Source organism: Clostridium zhoujianii (assembly GCF_051590805.1).
In the GTDB taxonomy this organism is placed as follows: domain Bacteria; phylum Bacillota; class Clostridia; order Clostridiales; family Clostridiaceae; genus Clostridium.
In genome coordinates this window covers 579,453-603,889 of record NZ_JBPUTF010000001.1, presented here as the reverse complement: position 1 = coordinate 603,889, position 24,437 = coordinate 579,453, and the positions used below count along the sequence as shown (strand labels likewise).

Annotated in this window: 21 protein-coding genes and 1 riboswitch; of the genes, 7 read left to right on the top strand and 14 right to left on the bottom strand. The window is 29.3% G+C overall.

Translation table 11 applies throughout. The annotated features are described in order from the left end of the window. Positions 1–20 precede the first annotated feature (20 nt). Positions 21–2,747: a sigma-54-dependent transcriptional regulator gene (locus ACSYT2_RS02710; RefSeq protein ID WP_438383299.1), complete on the bottom strand. Its 2,727-nt coding sequence runs from the start codon at positions 2,745–2,747 to the stop codon at positions 21–23. Positions 2,748–2,948: 201 nt separating this feature from the next. Between ACSYT2_RS02710 and ACSYT2_RS02705 the strand changes: the two genes are divergently transcribed. The 4 genes from ACSYT2_RS02705 to ACSYT2_RS02690 all read left to right on the top strand — a co-directional run bounded on the left by ACSYT2_RS02705 (position 2,949) and on the right by ACSYT2_RS02690 (position 7,046). Continuing rightward, positions 2,949–3,587, top strand: coding sequence for a lactate utilization protein (locus tag ACSYT2_RS02705; RefSeq protein ID WP_438383298.1), 639 nt, complete (start codon positions 2,949–2,951; stop codon positions 3,585–3,587). A 19-nt stretch (positions 3,588–3,606) separates the two neighbouring features. Continuing rightward, entirely contained in the window at positions 3,607–5,367 is a 1,761-nt protein-coding gene (locus tag ACSYT2_RS02700; protein ID WP_438383296.1) for a glycoside hydrolase family 35 protein, read from the top strand. 421 nt (positions 5,368–5,788) lie between these two features. After that, positions 5,789–6,469: a hypothetical protein gene (locus ACSYT2_RS02695; RefSeq protein ID WP_438383295.1), complete on the top strand. Its 681-nt coding sequence runs from the start codon at positions 5,789–5,791 to the stop codon at positions 6,467–6,469. Between the two features lie 28 nt (positions 6,470–6,497). Continuing rightward, positions 6,498–7,046: a sigma-70 family RNA polymerase sigma factor gene (locus tag ACSYT2_RS02690; protein WP_438383293.1), complete on the top strand. Its 549-nt coding sequence runs from the start codon at positions 6,498–6,500 to the stop codon at positions 7,044–7,046. A 143-nt stretch (positions 7,047–7,189) separates the two neighbouring features. Here the strand turns inward: ACSYT2_RS02690 and ACSYT2_RS02685 are convergent, their stop codons facing one another. The 6 genes from ACSYT2_RS02685 to ACSYT2_RS02660 all read right to left on the bottom strand — a co-directional run bounded on the left by ACSYT2_RS02685 (position 7,190) and on the right by ACSYT2_RS02660 (position 13,853). Next, positions 7,190–7,894: an N-acetylmuramoyl-L-alanine amidase gene (locus tag ACSYT2_RS02685; RefSeq protein ID WP_438383291.1), complete on the bottom strand. Its 705-nt coding sequence runs from the start codon at positions 7,892–7,894 to the stop codon at positions 7,190–7,192. A 179-nt stretch (positions 7,895–8,073) separates the two neighbouring features. Next, positions 8,074–8,631: a chromate transporter gene (locus ACSYT2_RS02680; protein ID WP_430857254.1), complete on the bottom strand. Its 558-nt coding sequence runs from the start codon at positions 8,629–8,631 to the stop codon at positions 8,074–8,076. Beyond that, positions 8,631–9,194: a chromate transporter gene (locus tag ACSYT2_RS02675; RefSeq protein ID WP_430857253.1), complete on the bottom strand. Its 564-nt coding sequence runs from the start codon at positions 9,192–9,194 to the stop codon at positions 8,631–8,633. The genes ACSYT2_RS02680 and ACSYT2_RS02675 overlap by 1 nt, the downstream gene beginning before the upstream one ends. Positions 9,195–9,418: 224 nt before the next feature. After that, positions 9,419–10,732 carry a HAMP domain-containing sensor histidine kinase gene (locus ACSYT2_RS02670; RefSeq protein ID WP_438383288.1) on the bottom strand — a complete coding sequence of 438 codons (1,314 nt, stop codon included), beginning with the start codon at positions 10,730–10,732 and terminating at the stop codon, positions 9,419–9,421. After that, on the bottom strand, positions 10,725–11,402 hold the full coding sequence (locus tag ACSYT2_RS02665) for a response regulator transcription factor (RefSeq protein ID WP_430857251.1): 678 nt from the start codon (positions 11,400–11,402) through the stop codon (positions 10,725–10,727). The genes ACSYT2_RS02670 and ACSYT2_RS02665 overlap by 8 nt, the downstream gene beginning before the upstream one ends. Before the next feature lie 105 nt (positions 11,403–11,507). After that, a complete protein-coding gene (locus ACSYT2_RS02660) occupies positions 11,508–13,853 on the bottom strand; it encodes an ABC transporter ATP-binding protein/permease (protein ID WP_438383286.1) in 2,346 nt (781 codons plus the stop codon). A gap of 164 nt (positions 13,854–14,017) precedes the next feature. Between ACSYT2_RS02660 and ACSYT2_RS02655 the strand changes: the two genes are divergently transcribed. Next, entirely contained in the window at positions 14,018–14,572 is a 555-nt protein-coding gene (locus ACSYT2_RS02655) for a class I SAM-dependent methyltransferase (protein WP_438383284.1), read from the top strand. Positions 14,573–14,673: 101 nt separating this feature from the next. Here the strand turns inward: ACSYT2_RS02655 and ACSYT2_RS02650 are convergent, their stop codons facing one another. The 6 genes from ACSYT2_RS02650 to ACSYT2_RS02625 all read right to left on the bottom strand — a co-directional run bounded on the left by ACSYT2_RS02650 (position 14,674) and on the right by ACSYT2_RS02625 (position 20,379). Next, positions 14,674–15,210 carry a flavin reductase family protein gene (locus ACSYT2_RS02650; RefSeq protein ID WP_438383283.1) on the bottom strand — a complete coding sequence of 179 codons (537 nt, stop codon included), beginning with the start codon at positions 15,208–15,210 and terminating at the stop codon, positions 14,674–14,676. A gap of 127 nt (positions 15,211–15,337) precedes the next feature. Beyond that, a complete protein-coding gene (locus tag ACSYT2_RS02645) occupies positions 15,338–15,946 on the bottom strand; it encodes a DUF2318 domain-containing protein (protein WP_438383282.1) in 609 nt (202 codons plus the stop codon). Between the two features lie 65 nt (positions 15,947–16,011). Continuing rightward, positions 16,012–17,766 (bottom strand): urease accessory protein UreH domain-containing protein, encoded by a 1,755-nt coding sequence (locus tag ACSYT2_RS02640; protein ID WP_438383280.1) that lies wholly within the window; start codon positions 17,764–17,766, stop codon positions 16,012–16,014. Between the two features lie 131 nt (positions 17,767–17,897). Further along, positions 17,898–18,173 (bottom strand): hypothetical protein, encoded by a 276-nt coding sequence (locus ACSYT2_RS02635; protein WP_438383279.1) that lies wholly within the window; start codon positions 18,171–18,173, stop codon positions 17,898–17,900. Between the two features lie 139 nt (positions 18,174–18,312). After that, on the bottom strand, positions 18,313–19,680 hold the full coding sequence (locus ACSYT2_RS02630) for a sensor histidine kinase (protein ID WP_438383277.1): 1,368 nt from the start codon (positions 19,678–19,680) through the stop codon (positions 18,313–18,315). Further along, positions 19,681–20,379 carry a response regulator transcription factor gene (locus ACSYT2_RS02625; RefSeq protein WP_438383275.1) on the bottom strand — a complete coding sequence of 233 codons (699 nt, stop codon included), beginning with the start codon at positions 20,377–20,379 and terminating at the stop codon, positions 19,681–19,683. Positions 20,380–20,665: 286 nt separating this feature from the next. Here ACSYT2_RS02625 and ACSYT2_RS02620 point away from each other — a divergent pair, with 286 nt between their 5' ends. Continuing rightward, positions 20,666–20,998, top strand: a complete 333-nt coding sequence (locus tag ACSYT2_RS02620; RefSeq protein WP_438383273.1) for a DUF3784 domain-containing protein — start codon at positions 20,666–20,668, stop codon at positions 20,996–20,998. Between the two features lie 42 nt (positions 20,999–21,040). Next, a riboswitch (Fluoride riboswitch) is annotated at positions 21,041–21,100 on the top strand. Between the two features lie 103 nt (positions 21,101–21,203). Further along, positions 21,204–22,505 carry a voltage-gated chloride channel family protein gene (locus tag ACSYT2_RS02615; protein ID WP_438383271.1) on the top strand — a complete coding sequence of 434 codons (1,302 nt, stop codon included), beginning with the start codon at positions 21,204–21,206 and terminating at the stop codon, positions 22,503–22,505. Between the two features lie 98 nt (positions 22,506–22,603). Here ACSYT2_RS02615 and ACSYT2_RS02610 read toward each other — a convergent pair whose 3' ends face one another. Further along, complete coding sequence (locus tag ACSYT2_RS02610) at positions 22,604–24,436, bottom strand: ABC transporter ATP-binding protein (RefSeq protein WP_438383269.1); 1,833 nt, start codon at positions 24,434–24,436, stop codon at positions 22,604–22,606. Position 24,437: the final 1 nt, after the last annotated feature.

Here is a 24,437-nt window from a genome sequence, read left to right as displayed (position 1 = left end):
TTCAAGCCATTTCAAACTATTTAATCCTCATTTTCTAAATTTCTTGTCCTAGCTATTCTAAAGTTAATTATGTCGTGTATAATGACAATTTCCCCTATAGGTAATGACACCCTATACTCTTTTAGTACATCTCTAAAAATTTCTTCTGACAAATCTATAAAGTCACTATGACACTGTTTAAATTTATCTTCATCTGGATGTGACGTTATACTTTCTCTTAAAACTAACCTCTCAATTAGCATACTTATATGAATAAATAAGGCTAATTTTAAATCCCCCTCAAAGTTTTTATTTAAACTCATTTGATAGTTATTAACTATCTTATCTACCTCATCTACTATTTTGTCAGGATTTAATATAGTTAACTGATTTAATATATTTTGCAATGAGAAGAATTTTATCATATCATTTTTGATTTCATCTATGTTCTTCTTTTTAACTACTCCCTCTAATACTTCCTCTATTACACTTTCTGAACCTGAACTTATAAGATTTTGTAGCTCCATCACCTGAATTCCTTCAATCTCTAAGGGTGTAGTAGATATTATAAGCTTTACATCATAGCCTACATTCTCAAAATCTCCCTTATTAATATTTACTACACTATTGTAATCTTTAGCTATTATTTCTATATCAGCTTCACCTATGCACTTAGTTAAAATACCCCTAAGCTTTTCTGCAGTTCCAATTCCAGATATACATGTAACTACTATAGCCTTTTTCTTTATTGGTGCTTTATAGAATCTATATTCTGTTTTATTATTATCAGAGCATTTCTTTACTATCTCTTCTATATCTTCATTGTTTATAATCTTATTTGCTACATCTAATGCTAATCTAGTTGATATATTATTTATTACACCAACATGTCCATTAACAACATTCTTTAACTCATTGTATATTTCATTTAAGGATCCCATATCTACTAACACTATAGTTCCACAATCTGTATTAACATTAGCTAAATACTCTTTTATTCTTTTTGCTACTGTCATAGTTGTTACTTCTATTGGCATATCAAAGGGTTCAAATATAAATTCTTCAAAATATGTATTGGCTACAGAAGCTATACTACTAGCTGTAGAATATCCATGAGCTACTATGATACCATTGCACCTACATTTATCTACTGACACTAATTTATTAAAGTATAAAGTAAGGAAAATCTTTAAAACATCACTACATTCATAATCTAGTGTTCCTTCAATTATCTCTACCATCTTATTCGTAATTAAATAGTTTTTCGATAGCTTCTTCTTAAGTACTTTTAGATATTGTTTATAATCAGAATCTAATACCTTATCTTCATTACTTAAGTTTCTAAATACTATTAGTGCATAAGTTATTAACTTTGAACTATTACCATATACCTTAACTCCATAACTTTGTTGTAATGACAGTAATGCATTATCCACTACATTAGAAATTAATTTATAAGTAAGTATGTCCTTTTCTATATGGTCATTATTAAATATCATTTCATTAAAGATTTTGTTTAAGCTACCACTAGCTAACTTTCTAAACTTCTCTCTATTAATAACTGATATATTTAAGTTTTTAATATGCTTTAATATTACTTGAATCTCATCTTTAATTAGTGAATTTTCATTATTATTTAAATACTGAACAGCATTTAAATCATTCTCATCCCTAGATATTTTCATATTCTCATAACATAAAATATTTTTTAATTTAGTTGTATTTTTAAATTCACCTGGTAAATTATTAATATTTATTTCTATTACTTTTTCATCATTACTATCTCTATAAGCATTTGCACAACTACTAATTATAATATTTTTAAGTAAACCTATATTCCCATTACCTTTAATAGAAATAAGTGAATTTATAACATTTCTATTTATAATTAGATCTCTATCAATTGCTTTTGCTTCATTTAAATAAAAACTATAAATCATGCTTAATTTTTCAGAAACATTTCTTTTATCAAGACTAGGAATCTCCACAAAAATTGGAATTCTTCTTCTAAAGGTATCAAGTAAAACCTCATCTAAATCTTCTGTTGTTGCAAAAATAAATCTTACCTTTGCTGATCTCCATTTATTTGTTTCACCTATTCTTCTAAATTTACTTTGGTCTAAGAATAAGAATAACTTTTCCTGTCCTTCCGGGGATAATCTATGAACTTCATCTAAAAATAGATATCCACCATCTGCAGCTTCTATTAGCCCTGTTGTATCCTTCTCTGCTCCAGTAAAGGCTCCTTTTTTATATCCAAAAAGATTTGCTGACAATAGCTCAGGGTTATTAGCATAATCTGCACAGTTAAATGTTACAAAAGGTGCAGACTCATCTATTACCTTCTTATATAATGCATATTCATAAATTAAACTAGCTATATAACTTTTACCTACACCACTATTTCCTGTTAGTGTAATAGGTAACCCTTTATTAGGATATACAGCTGCCGCTTTACACTGCTCAACCTGTTCCCTAAGGCTGCCATTGTATCCTATTAGTTTTATAAATGGATCCTTTGCATCCTTGTTTTCTTCTATTTCCCTGTTATTAACCATTGAGTTACTATGTATAAAATAAACTGGTCTCGTATTAATCTTTATAGCTTGTCCTTCTCTACATAACTCGTTTAGATATTGACTTACTACATTTCTTTGAACCTTTAATATGTCTGAAATCTCCTGAGCTGTTACCCCTTTTTCTCCATTTGCAATTGCTTTTTCACTAAGTTCTTCAAGGTTCATATGTACTCTTTCTTTTATCTTCATAATAAGCTCCCCTCTTTTGTAAACATTCTCATATAACTTTTTTTATTATAGCATGTTTCTATTTTTTGTATAGTGTTATATATAAAAACAATATTTCCTTATTAATCATGTAGTGTCATTTTTATAATTATGACACTACATTGGCACAGTAATTGCTATATAAATAATAGGAAGATTATTAAATTTATAGGAGTTGATTTTATGGATAAAGTTCAAAGGTGGAAATATGACTTAGAAGCTAATAACATTGTAAAAATTTTAAAAGATAAATATTATAATGCATTATATTGTCCAGATATGAATAGTGCAAAGGAAAAGATTTTAGAATTGATTCCTGAAGGATCTTCTATTGCTTTAGGTGGTTCTGTAACCTTAAATCAATTAGATATTATAGATACATTTAGAAGTGAAAATTATAATCTATTTGATAGATATAAGGATGTTCCTTTTACTGAAACTGTAGAGATAATGAGACAATCACTCCTTGCAGATTACCTTGTTACAACTGTAAATGCTATAACAAAAGATGGTGAGCTTATGGTAACAGACTCTACTGGAAATAGGGCTGCTGCAATGATATTTGGACCACGTAAAGTAATTATAGTAGTAGGTGTAAATAAAATAGTTGCAGATTTAGAAGAAGGTTATTGGAGAATTAAAGAGGTTGCAATCCTAAATGCTAAGCGAATTAATCACAAAACTCCATGTACTATTACTGGTAATTGTAGTGACTGCGAAGTAAAAGATAGGATTTGTAACTTTACATCTATCATACATAACGGAAGAAAATTTGAAGATAGATATACAATACTAGTTGTTCCAGAGATTTTAGGATATTAGATTTAGGAGGATTTATATTATGAGTAAATTTGAAATAAAAGAGGATTTCTATTTAAATGATGAGAAAATAAAAATTATATCTGGTGCTCTCCACTACTTTAGAATTGTTCCTGAATACTGGAGAGATAGATTAGAGAAGCTTAAATCTCTTGGTTGTAACTGCGTTGAAACCTATATTCCTTGGAACTTTCATGAAGCTCGGCAGGGTGAATTTAATTTCTCTGGAGATAGGGACTTTGTTAAATTTATAAAAACTGCTGAAGAATTAGGTTTATATGTAATTCTAAGACCTACTCCATATATCTGTGCCGAATGGGAATTTGGTGGCTTACCTGCATGGCTTTTAAAAGATGATTCTATGAGAGTTAGAAGCACATATCCTGGATTCTTAAATGCTGTGGATGCTTATTTTGCAGAGTTATTTAAACATATAGCTCCTCTTCAAATAACTAATGGTGGCCCTATACTAATGATGCAGGTTGAAAATGAATATGGTTCTTTCGGAAATGATAAAAAATATCTTAATGCAATTAAGGATTTAATGATTAAACATGGAACTACTGTACCATTATTTACTTCTGATGGAGCTTGGAGAGAAGCCCTTGATGCTGGAACTATCAAGGATATATTACCAACAGCAAACTTTGGTTCAAGATCTAAAGAACAAATTGGCGATCTTAAAAAGTTTATGGAGGATAATAATATTGAGGGCCCTCTAATGTGTATGGAATTCTGGATTGGATGGTTTAATAACTGGGGTGGAGAGTTTAAAAGAAGAGATGCTAAGGATGCTGCTAATGAATTAGATGCTATTCTTGAAGAAGGTCATGTGAATATTTATATGTTCCATGGTGGAACTAACTTTGGCTTCTATAATGGATGTAGCTACCATTATGGACAAGATCCACAAACTACTACTTATGATTATGATGCTCCTTTAACTGAATGGGGTGCGCCTGCTGAAAAGTATCATAAATTTAAGGAAGTCATATCAAAATATACTACAATACCAAATGTAGAGCTATCTACTAATATAAAGTTTAAAAACTATGGAAAAGTTAATCTATCTAACAAGGTATCTTTATTTAATACCTTAGATAAAATAGCTTCTCCTATTCATAATGATGTAACTTTAAATATGGAAAAGCTTGATCAAAACTTTGGTTACATATTATATAGATCTAATATTGGTAATAAACGTAGCTTTGAAAAGGCAAAACTTGCTGATTGTGATGATAGAGCTCAAGTATTTATTAATCAAAAGCATATTGTAACTCAATACAAAGAGAATATGGGAGAAAATATTCCTCTTACTTTAGATAAAGAAACTGATAACATCATGGATGTATTAGTAGAAAACTTAGGTAGAATAAACTATGGTGCAAGCCTAGTAAGCCCTAAACAACGTAAGGGTATAAAAGGCGGAGTAATGCTAGATATTCACTTCCATGCTGGTTGGGATCATTACTCCTTAGATATGGAAGATATAAGCAATGTTGATTTTTCTCTTGGATATGAAGAAAAAGTTCCGGCCTTTTATGAGTATACCTTTAATGTGGATGAAAAAGCTGACACCTTCTTACACACAAAGAACTTTGGAAAGGGCTGTGCCTTTGTTAATGGATTTAATATAGGTCGTTTCTGGAACATTGGTCCTACTAATTACTTATACATTCCTTCAACTTTATTAAAAGAAGGCGAAAATAAAATAGTTATTTTTGAAACTGAAGGAGAATATCAGGATAGTATTGTACTAAGTGATACTCCAGCATATCTTTAAAAAATACATAAAAGCGTGGTCTAAGCCACGCTTTTATTATTCATTTAATATAACCTTTTTAGGCCATGATTTTTTAGCATTCTAGCAGTATATGTATTTAAGTATCCTTATATCTTATAGGGAATGCTTTAGTAATTATATTTTTCTCTTTTAAAGCACAAATTAATTTATTTAGTTCAAAAGATACTACTTCCTCTCTTCTTTTATAATTTCCATATAATTCAAAACATATCCATTTATCAAAAGGAAGTTGTATTCTTTCTTTTGATATGATATTATATTTACTATTTACTTTACTTGAATTATTTCTTCTGAAAGGAGTTACAATCTCATATAAATATTTTTTTATTTTGGCATGAAAGATTTTACTATTTCATGCGAATATATTACAAAATAAAGAAATTATAAAGGAGCGTTTTTTATGGGCAAAGAACAATTATCAAAGAAAGATAAAGAAATTCTAAAGAGTAATTTAAGTAAAACCTTAAAGGAGTATAATAAACTTCCTTCATCTATTCAATTATCTATTGATGATGACACAGAAATTAAGTTTGAAAATGAAATGAAAGATTCTGAAGTAATCAGAAAATTAGTGTTAGATGAGCTTGATAAGGACTGCCCTCTTAATAAAGATGATATTATTTATGATACTATTTTCCTTGCTGGTAAGGATATGGCTGCTAACTACTCTTCTTTTTATTGGAGTGCCGGTGGTACCTATTACTATAAGCTTTATGTTTCAAAAAATGAAATAATTATTTATTCTTTAGATAACTTCTATCGTGTAATATCATCTAAAAGAATATCAATATCACAATTAGATTTTGTTGGTATATCTAATAAAGATATTGATGGATTAAAATTAACACAAGAAAATTTAATAATGAAAGTAAAAGCAGATACAAATGCACAGTCCTCTGTATATTATTTTATACCCGAAAAAAATTCTACTAATGATGAATTATTAAAATTCAATAATTTGTTGGTTTCTAATGGTGTACGTAACTTCATACCAAATAAATTATCTGCTGTTGCAATTATCACTTATATATTTATGCTTTTTGTTATTATATTCGGTATTCTTTCAGTTGTTAATTATTAAATCTATAAATATTAAATGGAGATATATAATGATAAACGATAAAAACCTTGTTTATGAGCTTAGAATGAGAAATGAAGATGCCTTAAATTTTATAATAGATTGCTATGGAAATTTATTGTTTAAAATTTCTTACCAATATCTAAACTCTTCAGAATTATCTAAGGAATGTATTAATGAGGTTCTATTAAAAATATGGATTTCAATAGAGCAATATGATCCTGAAAAAAGTAATTTTTTAACTTGGATTTCTTCAATAACTAAGTATACAGCAATTGATATTTTAAAAAAAGAAAAGAAGCATTATAAGGATACCTCTCTAAATAAGAAACTTAATTCAAATTTTGATGATATTGAAAAGAATTATATTGCAAAGAATGAATTAATTGATATAATTCAAAATATAAATTCTTTTGAAAAGATTGATAAAGAAATCTTTTTACTTCGTTTCTTTCTAATGAAGGATATAACTACTATATCAAATCAATTAAATTTAACACCAAACGCTGTAAGCTTAAGAATATTAAGAGCAAGAAAAAAATTAAGATCTTCTGTATTAGAGAAATACGAAATTACCTAATTATTGAATATAAAATACTCTATGTCATTAGCAAAAATGAATTACTAAAAATATTGTAATAGTAAAAATAAACTTATTATTTATATTGATATAAATATCCCGGTAGTAAGCATTAGCTCCGCTACCGGGATTTTAAGTTATAACTAATTAATCCTAATTTTCTGACCTACACTAATTAAATTCCTATCCCTAATCCCATTAATCTCAATCAATCTATCTACACTAACTCCATAGCTCCTACTAATTCCCCACAAAGTATCTCCACTAACAACAGTATGATAAATTTTAGAACCTGTCCCACCATCCCCACTAGAAACAGTACTTATGTCAAAAGTCCTGCATATCCCGTTAAAAATAGCCTCAGCCATTTTCTCCGTGCTATATCCAGTCATATCAGTCTTACTATCACAAAAAGCACATTCAATAAGTATAGCTTTCATATTAGTATTATTAATTACATAAAGATCTCTTCTATCTTTAACTCCTCTATTCCTTAATCCAAGTTTACTTATTTCACTAAGAATAACATTACCTACCTCTTCTGCTACTCCTCCTTTTAAACATAACACCTCTGCACCATATCCTCCTGGACACGCATTATGATGAATAGAAATAAAGAAATCTGCTTCTGCCTTATTAGCAGCAAGACACCTTTGACTCAATGAATCCCTAAGACTACTTGCACTACTAGGTGTGCAGTTAATAACATTAATCCCTACAGCTCTACATATTTCTATTAATCCATTACCAACTTCCCTATTAAGATCATCTTCTCTTCTTATACCTATGGCTCCATAATCACAATCTAGGTTATGACCAATATCAATTGCTAAAGTTTTTATTTTCATTTTTAACACCTCCATTTAAGATATACTCCTTAAATGGATACATACTAAATACTTCCTGAACCTCTTCCTAAAAAATTCAACTTATTCATAAGATACTCCTCATTTAAATTATAATTTAGTACTTCTTATTAAAACTAATGAAGAAGTTAACAAAAACTAAGCCTTCTTCATTATCTATACTAGTAATAAAAAATCCCACCAATAACCCCAGTAACAATCATAAGAACTATTGGATTTATTTTATACTTTCTTAAAACTAATAATGAACCTACAAATACAATAACAGCAACCCACTCAATATTAACATCCATGCTTATCTCTGATGCTCCAGTAAATGTTAATAGTAAAATTGTTGCACTAGCAGAAATAATTAGACCAAGAGACGCTGATTTAAGTCCATTTAATACTTCAAATACATATGTAGATTCTTTATGTTTCTGAAAAAATTTATATAATATCACTGAAATACTTATACCAGCAATTACACATCCAAAGGTTGCAATAATTGCTCCTGGTATTCCTGCTATCTGTAATCCAACAAAGGTTGATGTATTTACAGCTAATGGCCCTGGAGTCATCTGAGAAATAGTTATAATATCTGTAAAAACCTGTTGTGAAACCCAAGCATATTGTTCAACTACTTGCTCCTGAATTAGAGGAATAATTGCATATCCACCACCAATACTAAATAAGCCAATTTTCATGAAAGTAATTAATAGTGTCCAAAGTATTCCCATTATTGCCCCCTCCTTTTTTCCTTTAACCATACCCTTATAATGCAGAGTAAACTAGATACTAAAAGGATGATAGCTACATTAAAATTAAATATAAAACTAGCCAAAAATGATACTGGTATCATTAATGTAAGAAGAATAGAACCTTCCTTTGTAATCATATTTGTCATATCAATTACAAGGTCAACAATTAAAGCTGCAACACCTGCTTGCATTCCTTTTAAAACAGCTGCAATTAAAGTATTAGCTGCAAAAGCTACATACCATTTAGAAACTATAGTTAAAATAACAAGTGGTGGAATAACAGCTGCAATGCTACTTATTGCTACACCCATTACCCCTGCAACCCTATAGCCAGCTAGTGATGATAGATTAATTGCAATTGCTCCTGGAGTAGATTGTGCAATTGCTGCCATATCCATAAGCTCTTCTTCACTGAATAACTGTTCTTTATTAACAAAATATTTTTTAACCATTGGAACTACAACATATCCGCCACCAAAGGTAAATGTACTAATAAATAAATTTACTCCAAATAACCATATGTATAGTCTTCCTTTTTTCATTATTATGTATCCCCCTTATCTTCCACCATATACTTTATATGTGAATCATTAACATTATTATTTTACCATACTTACTCTGATAGCTTTTTATTCATTAGATATGATATTAAAATCATAAAAAATAGTCCTAGACAAATTTTATAAATGTCTAAGACTATTAGTATCATTTCCTTATGTCAGAATCCCACATAACTAGTTCTACTCCAATGTGCCTATAAATATTATTAATAAGGTAGACTTATTAAAATCTCAGTATATTCACCTAACTTACTATCTATCTTTATCTCTCCTTTAGATAAATCAACTATTCTTTTACAGATAGATAATCCCAAGCCATATCCCTCACTTTTTCTAGAACTATCTCCTTGATAAAACTTATGGAATACTCTCTTTATAGTATCTTCATCCATTCCACAACCATAATCCTTTATTTTAACAAAGGCATACTCTGGGTTTTTGTAGCAATCTATATCAATTTCACTATTTTCACTTGAAAACTTTATTGCATTATTAATAATGTTTATCCATACCTGCATTAAGTAGTCTTCTTTTCCGTAATAAAACATCTTTGATAGATTTAAATTAAAGGATATATTTTTATTAGACCATTCTTTCTCAAGTAATATAACGGTTTTTCTAATTTGCTCATCTAAAGAGAATTTTTTATTATCCTTAAAATTATCTATATTATCAAGTTTTGAAAGGGTTAGTATATTAGATGATAATTCTGATAGCCTACTAGCTTCATCAATTATAATATTTAAATACTCTATCCTTTCCTCTTCTGATATGCTGGTATTTTTTAGTATAGTTGCAAATCCTTCTATAGCTGCTATTGGTGTTTTAAACTCATGAGATACATTGTTAATAAAATCTGTTTGCATATACTCTATATTCTTTAGATCCTTCGCCATAGAATTAAATTTATCTATGAGCATACCTACTTCATCTTTACTTTTTATATCAATCTTTATATCAAAGTTACCTGAAGATATTTCATTTGTAGCATCTGCTAATTTTTCAATTGGCCTTGTAAGCTTTCTTATTACAATGCTAATTATAATTGAACAAATAAATATATTAATAAATAATACCACTTTATTTAGAGTAGCTATAATATATACTATGTCTGAATAATGACTCAACTCTAAAGTAACATAACCATCATCTATTTTTCCTACTACCTTAGCATTAGGTTTACGAACTACTAAATATATTGATTTATTTCCTTCAAGAAGCTCCTTTTTTTGAAGTTTTGTTAGATTTAATTCTTCTATATCTTTATTTATACTTAAGGCATATCCTAGGTCATCATAGGTATTTATTATGTCATCTAATTTTTCTTCATAGTTTTCAGAACTTCTTAAATCAGAAATTATTTTTTCATATCTGTTGTATATTACTTTTTCTATTTTGCTATTTATATACGGCGAAACTATTAAAAATGATAGTATATTTCCTATTATAATAGAAATAATAAAAGCTATTATAAATTTAAATTTTATAGTGTTTCTTAATTTTCTGACACAATTAGTCATTTTCTCTTACCGCCTTATAACCAAGACCTCTTACTGTTACTATTTCAAATTCACTGTAATGTGAAAACTTTTCTCTTAATCTTCTTATATGTACATTTACTGTTTGCTCATCACTTTTTGCATCCATTCCCCATATATCATCCATCAATTGAATACGCGTGAATATTTGGTTAGGATAACTAAGAAGTTTATATAATAGATAAAATTCTTTTTGCGGAAGTTCCGTAACATCATCACCTTTTGTAACTGTTAGCTTGTCATAATCAAGTACAAGATCACCTATGGTTAATTTATGTTCATTATTTATATTAGCTCTTCTAAGTAATGCTTTAACTCTCATTAATAGCTCTTCTAAATCTATTGGCTTTACCATATAGTCATCGATTCCTAGTTTAAATCCTAGTATTTTATCTTCTTTAGCTTCTTTTGCTGTAACTATAAGTATTGGCAAATTAGTATATATTGTTCTTAATTCTTCTACAAGCTCAAAGCCATCCATATTGGGCATCATGATATCACATATTACTAGATCTATCATGTTGTTATTTATTATCTCTAATGCCTCTAATCCATCTGTTGCATTATAAGTTTTATATCCATTGTGACTTAGATATACATCAATTAATTTTCTTAGTTTATTATTATCTTCAACTATTAATATTTTAACCACAATACCCCTCCTAAATTAATATACAATAGAATTTTACTACATTTAATACTCAATATTAAGAGGCTATCTTAAGTAATAATTTAAGATAGCCTTTATAATTATTTTCTATTCACTTCTAAGCGCTTCTACCGGGTTTTTTCTAGCTGCCATTTTTGATGGTATCCATCCACCTAACATAGTAAGGGTAACACTTATTATTAATAAAGATAATGCATGTACAGGATTTAGCTTCGCTACTGATTCTAAGTCTGTCATTTTATATAAAATATTATTTATTGGTATTGTAAGTAACCATGCAATTGATATACCTAATAATCCTGAACCAGTTCCTATTATAAAGGTTTCAGCATTAAATACTCTAGTAATGTCTTTCTTTCTAGCTCCTAAAGCTCTTAATACACCTATTTCTTTAGTTCTTTCTAGTACTGATATATATGTTATAATACCTACCATTATTAAAGATACAACTAATGATGTAGCAGCAAATGCAACTAAAACTATAGTTATTCCATCCATAATTCCACCAGTCATATCTGATAATACCTTTGATAAATCAGTATATACTATTTTATCCTCAGATGACTTGTCTTCATTGTAATTATCTAAATATGATATAACTTGATCTTTCTTTTCAAAGCTATTTGGATATAACATAATTGCATATGGAGTCTCATCTCCGCCAAAATGTGCTACTAAGTTTTTCTTAGTTTCTTCATCAATAACTTCTCTTGATATTACATTATAATCTGCCTCTTTTTGTGCCTTTACTATATCAGATTCTTTAGCTTTTTCTATAACTAATTCAGTTAAATCATCACTATAAGCTATTCCTTCACCTATCATAGAAATACCTGAATCTTCTTTAACACGTACTATACCACTTAAAGTTAATTTAACTGAGTCATTTGAGTTGTACATTTTTTCATAATCTTTTGATGGCATGTAAGTATTCATTTGTGTCTTTTCATAAAAATCATTATTTGATATTAACTTGAATTCCATACCTACTAAATCCTTGAATTTAATACTTTCTAAATCAGTTGTATCTATTCCAAGGTTTTTCATGGCATTTAAATCTACTCTGTTTTTAGAATCAACTATAAGTACTAAATCAGTTTTTGACTTAGGGTATTCCCCTTCTAATAAGTCATAGTTTTTTTCTATAAAAGATATATTATTATCTTCTTTTATAGAACTTGGATAAGAAGATAAGCTTGATCCCATTTGTGGTGAATTGCCTTTACTTTTATCACTAGCGCTAAATGTTATAGGCTCTATTTTATCATCAAATTTTCTCAAAAGATTCATAGATGCTATTCTTGTATATCCTATAGTATCAACAACTTCTGGATCTATTTCTTTGATATACTCTATATATTCTTCTGAAATTTTATTTGTATGTGTTATTGTATTTTCACTTGAATCATACAAGTAAACTTCATCTGAGTCTACATATTCAGTAGCACCTGTAGCTTTTTCTTTCATTTCTTCTCTTCTAGATTCCATAGCTTCTTTACTAATTTCTTGGGCTTGTCTAGAAATAGTAATTGGATATTCTGATAATGCATCTTCTTGCATCTCTGATATTTTTGCATCAAATCCATTTGATAAACTAAGTATAATAGCTATTCCTATAATACCAATACTTGAAGCAAGGGCTGTTAAAAATGTTCTTCCCTTTTTAGTTCTTATATTCATCCCTGATAATTTTAAAGCTGTGAAAAAGTTCATGCTTGTTTTCTTTAATGAATATTCTTCCTTTTTACTTTCAGTATCTAGGGGATTGGAATCTGATATTATATTTCCATCCCTAAACTCTACAATTCTATCTGCATAATCCTCAGCTAATTCTGGATTATGAGTAACCATTATAACTAATTTTTCTTTTGATATCTCCTTTATTAGTTCCATTATTTGTACACTTGTTTTTGTATCTAGTGCACCCGTAGGCTCATCTGCAAGAATTATATCTGGATCATTTGCTAAAGCTCTTGCAATTGCAACTCTTTGCATCTGACCTCCTGATAGTTGATTAGGCTTTTTGTGTATATGGTCTTTTAAGCCTACTCTTTCAAGAACTTCAAGGGCCTTTTCCCTTTTAGTTTTATTATCTACTCCACTTAAAGTCATTCCCATCTCAACATTTGATACTATATCTAAATGTCCTATTAGGTTGTAACTTTGGAATATAAATCCTATACTATTATTTCTATATGAATCCCATTCAGAATCTGCAAATTCCTTTGTTGATTTACCATTAATAATTAAATCACCTGAGTCATATTTATCAAGGCCACCAATAACATTTAGGCATGTTGTTTTTCCTGATCCACTTGGCCCTAATATAGCTACAAATTCATTTTCTCTAAATTTCAAAGATACGCCATCTAACGCTACTTGTGTAAAATCTCCTGTTATATAACTTTTTTTAACGTTTTTTAATGTAAGCATAATTTCCCTCCTCTTAAGAATATTTAAAATATACACATGCTACATTAACTGAACATTAACTTTTTTAATTCTTTATGTAACTTAGTCACTGAAATCTAAGTGAAATCAAGTTATTATAATTTATATGAAAGAAATATAGTATATATAAAGGAGATTATGGAAGTATGAATAACCATAAATTTGATATTAAAAAGTTAGATAAATTAAATAACCCTGAAAGATTAAACCTAATTAATATAGATGAAATTATAGAAGAATTAAAATTACCTAGTAACAGTACAATCGTAGATATTGGTGTAGGTACAGGCTTATTCTCTGAAGTTTTTTTGAATAAACTACCTGAGTCCAAAGGATTTGGATTTGATATTTCAGAAGAAATGATTAACTGGGTTAATGAAAATAGAAAGGATCATTTAAATGGTAGACTATCTGTAGCAGTAATGACTGAAAATGAGATACCTTTATCCGAAAATACTGCTGACTTAGTATTCATGGTTACAGTTCATCATGAACTTAAAGATCCTATAAAGCTATTAAAAGATGTAAAAAGGCTATTAAAGGATAATGGTAAGATCTTAATTTGTGATTGGCGAGAAGGTATGCACCACCACTTTGTATCAAAAGAAAGTATATTAAGTGATCTGGATCTAGCTGGTTTTGAAAATATTACAGAATTAAATAATTCAAATAAGTTAATCACTTTAATCGGCAGTAAATAGTGGTAATTTATAAATCTCTCTGCAAAGATATTTATTATAAAGTAAAAAAGTAGCCCTATTATAGGGCTACTTTTTTCATTTCTATATTTAAATTTAGAAAACTATTCAATTATATAGGCATTAACTATTTCACCATAGTAAGCTATATGGAAATCTTTATTTGCTCCATGGAATGAACTATCTACATCTTGTGGATAGCATGCTTTTAAATTTTCTTCCGTAATCTGATTCTTGTCTTGTTTTTGTTTATATATAACCTTACATTCAAGTGTTAATGGAAGTTCTTTTATCCCTGGAACTGAAATGCTTTTAGATTCTTCAAGGGATAAATTAAGTTCACTAATCTTATCAATATCACGGCCTGATTTTGTTCCACATAGACCTAATATTTTTTTATTAAAGTCGCCAACTGGTATGTTTACAGTGAATTCAGGATTTTTATCAAGTTGCTCTTTTGTAAAACGATGTTCTCTTACAAAAATTGTGAAAATAGCCTTTCCCCATTCAATACCAAGAGTTCCCCAGGAAACAGTCATGGAATTAACTTTATCCCCTACCTTTGTCGTTACCAATGCACCTGATTTTACAGCTTTCATAATTTCACTGGCATAATCAAATACCTCTATTTCTTTCTTCATAGAATTACTCTCCTTCTCTAAATATTTTTACTATTTATATACTTATTATATAATTATTTCAGCTAATAAAGAAGTAGGCATTCTTTTCTTAACTAGTAAGCAAAAGGAGAGTATTGTATATCAGATATTAAGCTTTCCAATTACTAAAGTATGCTTTGTTTTTATTTAAATAGCTTTTATCTATTTTTATAGTTGTGTTATCATCAGTCTTACTTCCATTTGGAATAGGTACTGGATTACACCCACCTTTTGCTATTCCTACATTATTTGGCATAAATCTATTACCACAGTTTTGACATTCTAGTTCATTACCTTTCTGAATATAATACCCTTTTCCCGAAGAATAACAAACTTGACATGTATTAAGGGCAGTTCTTACTGTTCCATCCTTTGCTTTTACAGCTAGAACCTCCATTGTAATACCATCTTTTTCATAGGAATAAAATTTTGCTTTCTCTGTTACTTCTTCTTTTTTAATCTCTATTCCTGCTTCTATATTTGCTGAGCTTGTCTTAGGACTTTCATCCTTGTTACTGTTGGTACCACTTACTTTGCTATCATTATTATTTTTTTCTCCAAAAAGAAAATTACCTGCTATTACTAATGCTATTACTAATACTACTCCTAATATCCCTAGTATTATTGGCTTTTCATATCCATTTTTTATGTTTCTTTCTTCCTTAGTTACACCTTTCTGTTTCTTTGATCCTTTATTATTTTCTTTATTTGTTCCCATATAAATCCCTCCCTATATAATCATTTTAAATATACTTATGTTAATTCTATGAATATTAAATCCATTTATTTTGTATTTAAATACTCTTCTCTAACAGCCTCCAAGTCTACAGTATTTATTTCATTCACTACAAGGATAACAGTTAAAACATTTCTTTCACTTGTTATTACAAAAGCCCCCTCCCTTTCAAATAGTACATCCTGCACTACTATATCCTTCTTTCCCTCTATAGAAGCTACTGTTTCTTTAGTATTACTGTCAATTATATTGAATTTTTCTTCTGGATTATCAAAAGCCCTTAAGTCAAGTGAAATCTTCATATTCTTATCCTTATTTGCAATTATTATCAATGGTTCAAACTCATAGCCAATTCCTTTTATTTTAATTCTTTGGATATTATCCTCTAAATTAGCCTTCTTAACTATTCTCTCAGTAGGTACTAAGGTTAAATCATCTCCAAAAATACTAGGTACTTTCTCATCTTCTGCCGAAGAAATGGATTCAGATGTATCAATGGTATCTAAGTTATCTGTTACTTTGATTGTTCCTTTAATCATCCCCATCCAACAGCTGAAATTTATATCCTTATCACCAGGTGTAAATTCTATTACATTTTCCCCTGGTTTAACATTATACTGCTTATTTAATGATGGAATAACAATTGCATTGTTGCATGGATTTATAGCATCTCCTTTTACAATCCATTTTACTGGTACATTTTTCTTAACATAAAGGATATTGGGAGTAAAGCCACTTCCATCTACTATCATAGTTAACTCTTGAATATCATCTTTAAGAATAGCTTTGCTAATATCAGACTGAGTTGAAGATTTGAATATAATTTTTTTTCCTAACTGTACAATATCTATTCCACCTATTCCTGAAAGAGCAAGAGCTCTATTTCCCATGATCAGACCTAGGATAATTACTAAAAATCCACTCATCTTTAGTATCTTTTTTGTATAACCCTTGCTTAAAAGTCCAGATAATGCTCCAAAAGTTAACATTAATGGAACTGTTCCTAAGCCAAATAAAAGCATTGATAGTGCACCTTTTACTGCACTTCCAGTACCTAAAGCATATAACTGCATAGTTTGAAGTGGCCCACAAGGCATTAATCCGTTTAACATTCCAATTAAGAAGGGCATTTTAGTCCTATTTTTCACTGAAAGCCTAGGTAATTTAAGTTTAATATTAAACTTGGAAAATATTCTAAATCCAGCCATATTAAGGCCCATAATAATCATAAATATTGCAGCAAATATTTGCATGGTTGCCTTTGCAGCTAGTGAAATAGACACTACTGAACCTACAGCCCCTACAATTCCTCCTATTAAGGTATAGGCCACAATCCTGCCAACATTATACATTAATGCAGGGCCTATAGAGTGAAATCTATTTGTTCTTACCTTTGATATGCTTTGTGAGAGCATAATTCCTCCGCACATCCCTACACAATGAATTGAGGTTAGCATACCTACTACAAAGAGTATAAAATATGATGCTCCATTAAGTTTAGCATTCATATCAAAACCATTTGTTGAACTTCCCAAAAGTATTATAGAAGCTGCCACAATAAATATTCCTATAATCTTATAATCAATGGATTTCTCAACACTGTAACCTATTAACTTTATCCTTTCTTTAATCCAACTTCTTTGGCAAAGCTCACTATCATACTCAACTATTACCTCTTGAGCCCTATGATTTGCTTTTACACTAACCACACCTTCAAATTTTATTAATGATCTTTCTACCTTCCCCTCACAGGAAGTGCATGTCATGTCATAAACTTTTATTTTTTCCCTTTTAGTACTCACTTTGCCCCCCTTTAATAGAATTACTATCCTCTAAAAATAAAGGAGAAATACTCTTATCTTAGATTATTTCTCCTTCTTAAAGCTTCTTCTGTATGTTAAATTTAATATCATCCTACCGGATTATTTAATTTTTATACATCTCTATTATTAGTATCCTGCTTTGAATTATCGCAACATCTTGACTCTTTATTTCCTCTAATCATCATTAAGATCATGAAAACCATCATGATTGGACATATAAATGGTGCTATTATCGATAATACTCTACCTGCGTTAGTACTAACTTTTGATACTAAAGGTAAAAGTCCTACTATAAGTATAGGTAGTCCACAGCATAGAACCATATGTAACATATGTTTCAATGAACTATGCTTCTGATTTCCTTTCTTATCTCCATGACAATTCATACATACCTCCTATATTCTTTTAATATCACATAACAATTGTTAATTATTATCCTTCAATTATTTTTAAATGATAAATAATTTACTCTAACTGAATTGTATATAATTTATATGAAGAACATATGAAGAAAACTTAATCACTTTATATTTTACTAAAGTAAATTTTAAAAGCAGCACCTTTCCCCTCTTCACTTTTAACAGTAATCTTTGCATGATGAACCTGTAATATACTTTTTGCTATAGTTAAACCAATTCCACTTCCTTCTATTTGACTTCTGCTTTTATCCCCTCTATAAAGTCTTTCAAATACAAAAGGTAAATCTTCTTTTTTAATCCCCACTCCATTATCTTTTACTTCTACTATAATATTTTTGCCTTTAATATATAAGCTAACAAAAACTTCCCCATCTTTATTAGTAAATTTAATTGCATTAGATAATAAGTTAATAAATACTTGTTTTAATTTATTTCTATCTCCGGTTATTCTGTAATCCTCATTCTCTGCAATTCTACATATCAATTTAATTCCTTTATTTTCTGATATTCCTTCAAAATCCTTGCATATATCTATAAGGATTTCCTCTAAATTTATTGACTGAAAATTAAACTTTATACTTTCAGATTCAAATTCTTTTAAAATATTCAAATTGTTTAGAAGTTCTCCAAACCTTATTACCTCATCATTAAGGTAATTTAATCTTTCATTAGTAACAGGAAAGACACCATCTATCATAGCTTCAAGATTGTTTTGCAATATATTTAATGGAGTTCTAATCTCATGGGATATATCAGAAACTAATCTTTTTCTAAGGGTATCTTGATATTTTAATTTATCAGCTAGTATGTTAAAACTCCCTCGTAAACTTTCTAATTCTTCAATATTACTTTCAATATTTGACTTAGTATCAAAATTGCCTTGTGATAAGTTCACTGACATATTTGCTACCTCCTTAATTGGTCTTGAAAACTGCTTTGAAAAATAAAGACTTATTACTATAATAATTAGAAGTGTTAGAATACCACTAGCAATAATGCTTTTATTTATTGATATCTTAAAGTTTATATCCTCCTCAGATAGAAGTATGGATGAATAATGTCCAATTTCTACATATCCTACTACCTCTCCTTCAGATTTAATTTCGAAAGTTTTAGTATTATATACCCCCTTATCTTTCACCACCATTGTGTTTAGGGTATTATTAGCTTTTAAAGTATTAGGATCCATGCCCCATATAAGTTTTTTATTATTATCCATTAGGGATAAACAATAATTTCCCATATGTGCCTCATGTATTAACTCACTGCCAGAACGCTCATCCCAAGTCCCTTGACTCTTATATACTTCTTCAAAAGAAGCAACTATTCTTTCATATCTTTTCTCTTGAATATTTGATATGTATTCATTAAATTTACTGTTTATTGTTATATTTACAAATAGGGCAATTAGTAATATTGCAGCTATAGAGCAAACTACAAACAAAATACCTAACCTTCCTCTTAATGTCCTCATTTAATTCTCACCACCAAACTTGTAGCCTACTTTCATAACTGTAATAATATATTTAGGATTCTTCCTATCCTCTTCTATCTTCTTGCGAATATTTTTTATATGTACATCAACGGTTCTATCGTATCCCTCAAAATCCATTCCAAATACTTTACTTATAAGCTGTTCTCTTGATAAAACTTTTCCCTTATTTAATATAAGTTGATATAATATATCAAATTCATTTGGTGTGAAAGATACTTCTTTATCATTAATCTTTACAGTTCTTTTATCATAATCAACACTCAATCTTCTATCATTAAATAACAAATCCGAGGTATTATTTAAAGTATTATTGCTTGTATCTAATCTCCTAAAGAGTGCATTAACCCTAGCTGTCAGTTCTCTAGGACTAAAAGGCTTAACTAAATATTCATCTGCACCTATATTAAATCCATCTATTCTATCTTCTAATGACCCTTTTGCTGTTAGCATAAAAATATGGGTATCTGAAGTTTCTCTTATAACTTTGCATATTTCTTCCCCTCTTATGTCAGGAAGCATTAAATCAAGTATTATTAATTTTATTTCCATTGACTTGAAAATTTCTATACCTTTTAACCCTTTTGTAGCACAGTATACTTCATATCCTTCTTTCTCTAAGTATGCTTTTAATACCTCTGCTACTCTTTCTTCATCTTCAATTATTAAAACCCTATCCATCCCATTTCACCTCACAATTAATTTCAACTATTATAAAATTACTTAAATCTACTTATTAAAAGTACATTATATCAATTTAATTTAAAGATTATATGAAGATTGTTTACAAACATATAGCCTCCATATATTATAAATCTTGTATACAAATATTGGAATATATATTGATCAATTGCTATTTAAATAGGTGTCCACTAATTCCTTGCAAAATAATTTAAGTAGAATATGATACAAGCTATAATAAGTTATATAAAACCATAGTTTATATAACTTAATTTGAGGTGATTTTATGATTGGTGTAATATTAATGATTAGTTTATTTATCCTCATTGGTACCATGTTCTCATTTGGTAAATGGTCCTTTTTAATAGCAGGATTTAATACAATGAGTGAAGAAGAAAAAGAAAATTATGACACCTTATCCTTGTGTAAATTTATGGGTAAATTTATGTTTATGATTGCTTTTTGCATATCATTATTCCTGTTAAGTGATATTCTAATGATGAAAATATTATTTAATATTGGAATTACTCTGTTTATTGCTTCGATAATATTTCTACTAGTATACTCCAATACAGGAAACAGATTTAAAAAAAATAAGTTTTCCCTTCATATATTATAAACCTATATACAAATCTCAGAATCCGTGTTAATATTATTAAATAAAACTGGAGGCGATGGAGTTCGCCATTAAATGCGTAAAGCTGATGACTCCTACAAAATAGCAATTATTATAATTGTTATTTTGTAGGAGTTTTTTGTTGTTTACTTATACAAAATATATTTATTAATCAAGTCTCTTAGGATAAATGAAAGGAATTTATAATATGAAAAGTAATAAAAAAGAAATATTAAATAAGTTGAGTGCTAGTGCAATTTTAAGTCTATCATTTATAAAATGGATTGTTGTTGGCACAATAGTTGGTATTTTTACTGGATCTACTGCAGCTCTCTTTTTAAAAAGCCTAGAGCTAGCTACAGATTTGCGTATGAAATATACATGGCTCCTATTCTTTCTTCCACTTGGAGGTGCTCTTGTTAGTCATCTATATGTAAAATACGGCAAAAGCTCTTCGAAGGGTAATAATTTAATTATTGAAAAAATAAATGATGGTATTGGTAACGTCCCTTTTTCTATGGCACCTTTAGTTTTCTTTGGAACTGTTATCACTCATTTATTTGGAGGTTCTGCTGGAAGAGAAGGTACAGGTGTTCAAATAGGTGCTAGTATAGCTGAAGCTATAGGTAAATTATTAAAGTTAGACAAGGTAGATAATAGAATTATACTTATGGCAGGAATAAGTAGCGGTTTTGCTTCTGTATTTGGTACACCCCTTGCAGGTACAATTTTCGGACTTGAAGTTGCTGCACTTGGTCTTATGAGTTATGAAGCTTTAATTCCAGCTCTTACTGCAAGTATTGTTGGAGATTTCATGGTGTCTTTCTTAGGTGTGCATCATACTCACTATAATGTTGTAGGAATTCCAGAATTAACATTAACTACAATAATTAAAGTGATCTTTGCAGCAATTTTATTTGGCTTAACTAGTAAGCTATTTAGTGAATTAACCCACAAACTAAAAGAATTATTTTCAGAAAGATTCAAGAATCCAGTAATAAAGAGCTTTATTGGAGGTATACTCCTTATAGGTTTAGTATATTTAATTGGAACAAGAGACTTTCTTGGATTAAGTACACCACTTATTTCTGAGTCATTTACTGGCCATGTTCCTCCTCTTACATTCTTAGGAAAACTTTTATTTACTTCTATCACTTTAGGAACTGGTTTTCAAGGAGGAGAAGTTACCCCATTGTTTGTAATTGGCTCAACTCTTGGAAATTCTTTATCAAATTTACTCCATATGTCTCCTTCATTTTTGGCAGCACTAGGACTAATAGGAGTTTTTGCTGGAGCAACCAATACTCCAATGGCTTCCTTTGTATTAAGTTTAGAAATGTTTGGTTCTAAAGGACTTATTTTTGTATTTATTACTTGTGCCGTTAGCTATATGTTTTCTGCCCATACTGGCATATATCTTTCACAGAAAATTGGAATTAGTAAAAGTAAACTAATTGAAGTAGAAGATAATTCAACACTTTTAACTTTTAGATCAAAAAATAAAAAATAAGTATATCTAATGTAACCTAAAACAAAGACTCTTATATCTCTTTTTAAGCCTACTCCCTCTGGGAGCTTTAGCCTTCAAAGAAATATAAGAGTCCTATTTTATATTACATCTTTACTTACTTCAAACTGACTGTAATAAAGAGAAGCATAGAATCCATCTTGGGCTAGAAGACTTTCATGATTTCCTCTCTCCACTATATCCCCATCTCTTACAACTAAAATCATATCTGCATTTTGGATAGTTGATAATCTATGAGCTATAACAAAGCTTGTCTTATCCTTCATAAGTCTTGTTAAAGCCTTTTGAATTTCCACCTCTGTTCTTGTATCTACACTAGAGGTAGCTTCATCTAATATCATAATTGCAGGACTTGTCAGCATTGCACGAGCAATAGTTAATAGTTGCATCTGTCCTTGAGATATAGTAGATGTCTCACTAGAAATTACAGTGTCATACCCATCTGGAAGTGTACGAATAAAATGATCACAGCAAGCTGCTTTAGCTGCTTCTACAATTTCCTCTCTTGTAGCATCCATCTTACCATAAGAAATATTTTCAGCTATTGTTCCTTTAAATAACCAAGTATCTTGAAGTACCATACCAATTTGTCTACGTAATTCACTACGAGGAATATCAGTAATGTTAACACCATCAATTGAGATTGCTCCACCATTTAACTCATAAAAACGCATAATTAAATTAATTAATGTACTCTTACCTCCACCAGTTGGTCCAACAATAGCTACCATTTCATTAGGTTTTACTTCTAAATTCAAATCCTTAATTAAAGTTCTCTCTGGTGTATATCCGAATTTTACATTCTCAAACTTCACTCTTCCATGAGATATTGTAAGGTTACTAGATTCCTTATCTTTAACTTCTTCCTCTTCATCTAGGAATTCAAAAACTCTCTCAGCTCCAGCTATAGCAGATTGTAGTGACATAATAACATAAGCTGCTACAGTAATAGGTTCAGAAACTTGGTTTACATATTGTAAAAATGCTTGAATACCACCTAAGGAAATATGACCATTAATTGTCATAATCCCCCCTACAATTGCTGTTGTAACAAAACCTAATTGATTTAAAAGTCTTATAGTTGGATATATTGCAAAATCAACAAACTGTGCTTTTCTATTTGCTTCAAACTGATTTTTATTAAGCTTAGAAACTTCTTCAATAGTATCATTCTGTTGATTAAACACCTTAATAACAGAATTACCTGAATAAACTTCTTCAACTTTACCACTTAATGTATCCATTGCCGCAAAGTTCTCTGCATAATAGCGTTGACTAAGTTTAGATACAAAGTTTGTTGCAATAGTACTGATTGCTAAGAATATAAGAACTAAAATAGTTAATTTGGGATTTAATAAAAACATAGCAATAATAGTAAATGTAATTGTTAAAGCAGAAGTTATAAACTGCATGAATCCTACTTGCATAACTAATGATACTTTTTCAAGGTCATTTGTAACCTTACTCATAACTTCTCCTGTTTTGTGAGTATCAAAATAACTAAGTGGAAGTTTATTTATTTTTTCACTTATCTCCCTACGTAGAGATAGTGTTAAATTTTCACCAACGCTAGCAATTATATACTGTTGCATATATGTTAGTAAGGTATTAAATATAGAAAGTCCTACTAATATTAAAATTGGCATAGCTAATGCATTAGTCACAGTTGATAAAATGCTCATAGATCCATCAAAAACACGTATTGCATTTACTAGGTTATCAATAGCTTTTCCAATCATAAGTGGTATGGCTGCATAAGCTGCACTGCTAAGTATTACTGATATACCTACAACTAGTAGCTTTTTATACTGGCTACCTAATCTCTTTGCTAATCCCTTAATTGTCTTTCTTGTATTTTGAGGAATATCTTCACTGGATAATATATCCTTATCTTTCTCATCATTTTTCTTCATA

Excerpts from the sequence above, each read along its gene's own strand:
- ACSYT2_RS02710 (WP_438383299.1), bottom strand. The coding sequence starts at position 2,747 with ATGAAGATAAAAGAAAGAGTACATATGAACCTTGAAGAACTTAGTGAA.
- ACSYT2_RS02705 (WP_438383298.1), top strand. The coding sequence starts at position 2,949 with ATGGATAAAGTTCAAAGGTGGAAATATGACTTAGAAGCTAATAACATT.
- ACSYT2_RS02700 (WP_438383296.1), top strand. The coding sequence starts at position 3,607 with ATGAGTAAATTTGAAATAAAAGAGGATTTCTATTTAAATGATGAGAAA.
- ACSYT2_RS02695 (WP_438383295.1), top strand. The coding sequence starts at position 5,789 with ATGGGCAAAGAACAATTATCAAAGAAAGATAAAGAAATTCTAAAGAGT.
- ACSYT2_RS02690 (WP_438383293.1), top strand. The coding sequence starts at position 6,498 with ATGATAAACGATAAAAACCTTGTTTATGAGCTTAGAATGAGAAATGAA.
- ACSYT2_RS02685 (WP_438383291.1), bottom strand. The coding sequence starts at position 7,894 with ATGAAAATAAAAACTTTAGCAATTGATATTGGTCATAACCTAGATTGT.
- ACSYT2_RS02680 (WP_430857254.1), bottom strand. The coding sequence starts at position 8,631 with ATGGGAATACTTTGGACACTATTAATTACTTTCATGAAAATTGGCTTA.
- ACSYT2_RS02675 (WP_430857253.1), bottom strand. The coding sequence starts at position 9,194 with ATGAAAAAAGGAAGACTATACATATGGTTATTTGGAGTAAATTTATTT.
- ACSYT2_RS02670 (WP_438383288.1), bottom strand. The coding sequence starts at position 10,732 with ATGACTAATTGTGTCAGAAAATTAAGAAACACTATAAAATTTAAATTT.
- ACSYT2_RS02660 (WP_438383286.1), bottom strand. The coding sequence starts at position 13,853 with ATGCTTACATTAAAAAACGTTAAAAAAAGTTATATAACAGGAGATTTT.
- ACSYT2_RS02655 (WP_438383284.1), top strand. The coding sequence starts at position 14,018 with ATGAATAACCATAAATTTGATATTAAAAAGTTAGATAAATTAAATAAC.
- ACSYT2_RS02650 (WP_438383283.1), bottom strand. The coding sequence starts at position 15,210 with ATGAAGAAAGAAATAGAGGTATTTGATTATGCCAGTGAAATTATGAAA.
- ACSYT2_RS02645 (WP_438383282.1), bottom strand. The coding sequence starts at position 15,946 with ATGGGAACAAATAAAGAAAATAATAAAGGATCAAAGAAACAGAAAGGT.
- ACSYT2_RS02635 (WP_438383279.1), bottom strand. The coding sequence starts at position 18,173 with ATGAATTGTCATGGAGATAAGAAAGGAAATCAGAAGCATAGTTCATTG.
- ACSYT2_RS02630 (WP_438383277.1), bottom strand. The coding sequence starts at position 19,680 with ATGAGGACATTAAGAGGAAGGTTAGGTATTTTGTTTGTAGTTTGCTCT.
- ACSYT2_RS02625 (WP_438383275.1), bottom strand. The coding sequence starts at position 20,379 with ATGGATAGGGTTTTAATAATTGAAGATGAAGAAAGAGTAGCAGAGGTA.
- ACSYT2_RS02620 (WP_438383273.1), top strand. The coding sequence starts at position 20,666 with ATGATTGGTGTAATATTAATGATTAGTTTATTTATCCTCATTGGTACC.
- ACSYT2_RS02615 (WP_438383271.1), top strand. The coding sequence starts at position 21,204 with ATGAAAAGTAATAAAAAAGAAATATTAAATAAGTTGAGTGCTAGTGCA.
- ACSYT2_RS02610 (WP_438383269.1), bottom strand. The coding sequence starts at position 24,436 with ATGAAGAAAAATGATGAGAAAGATAAGGATATATTATCCAGTGAAGAT.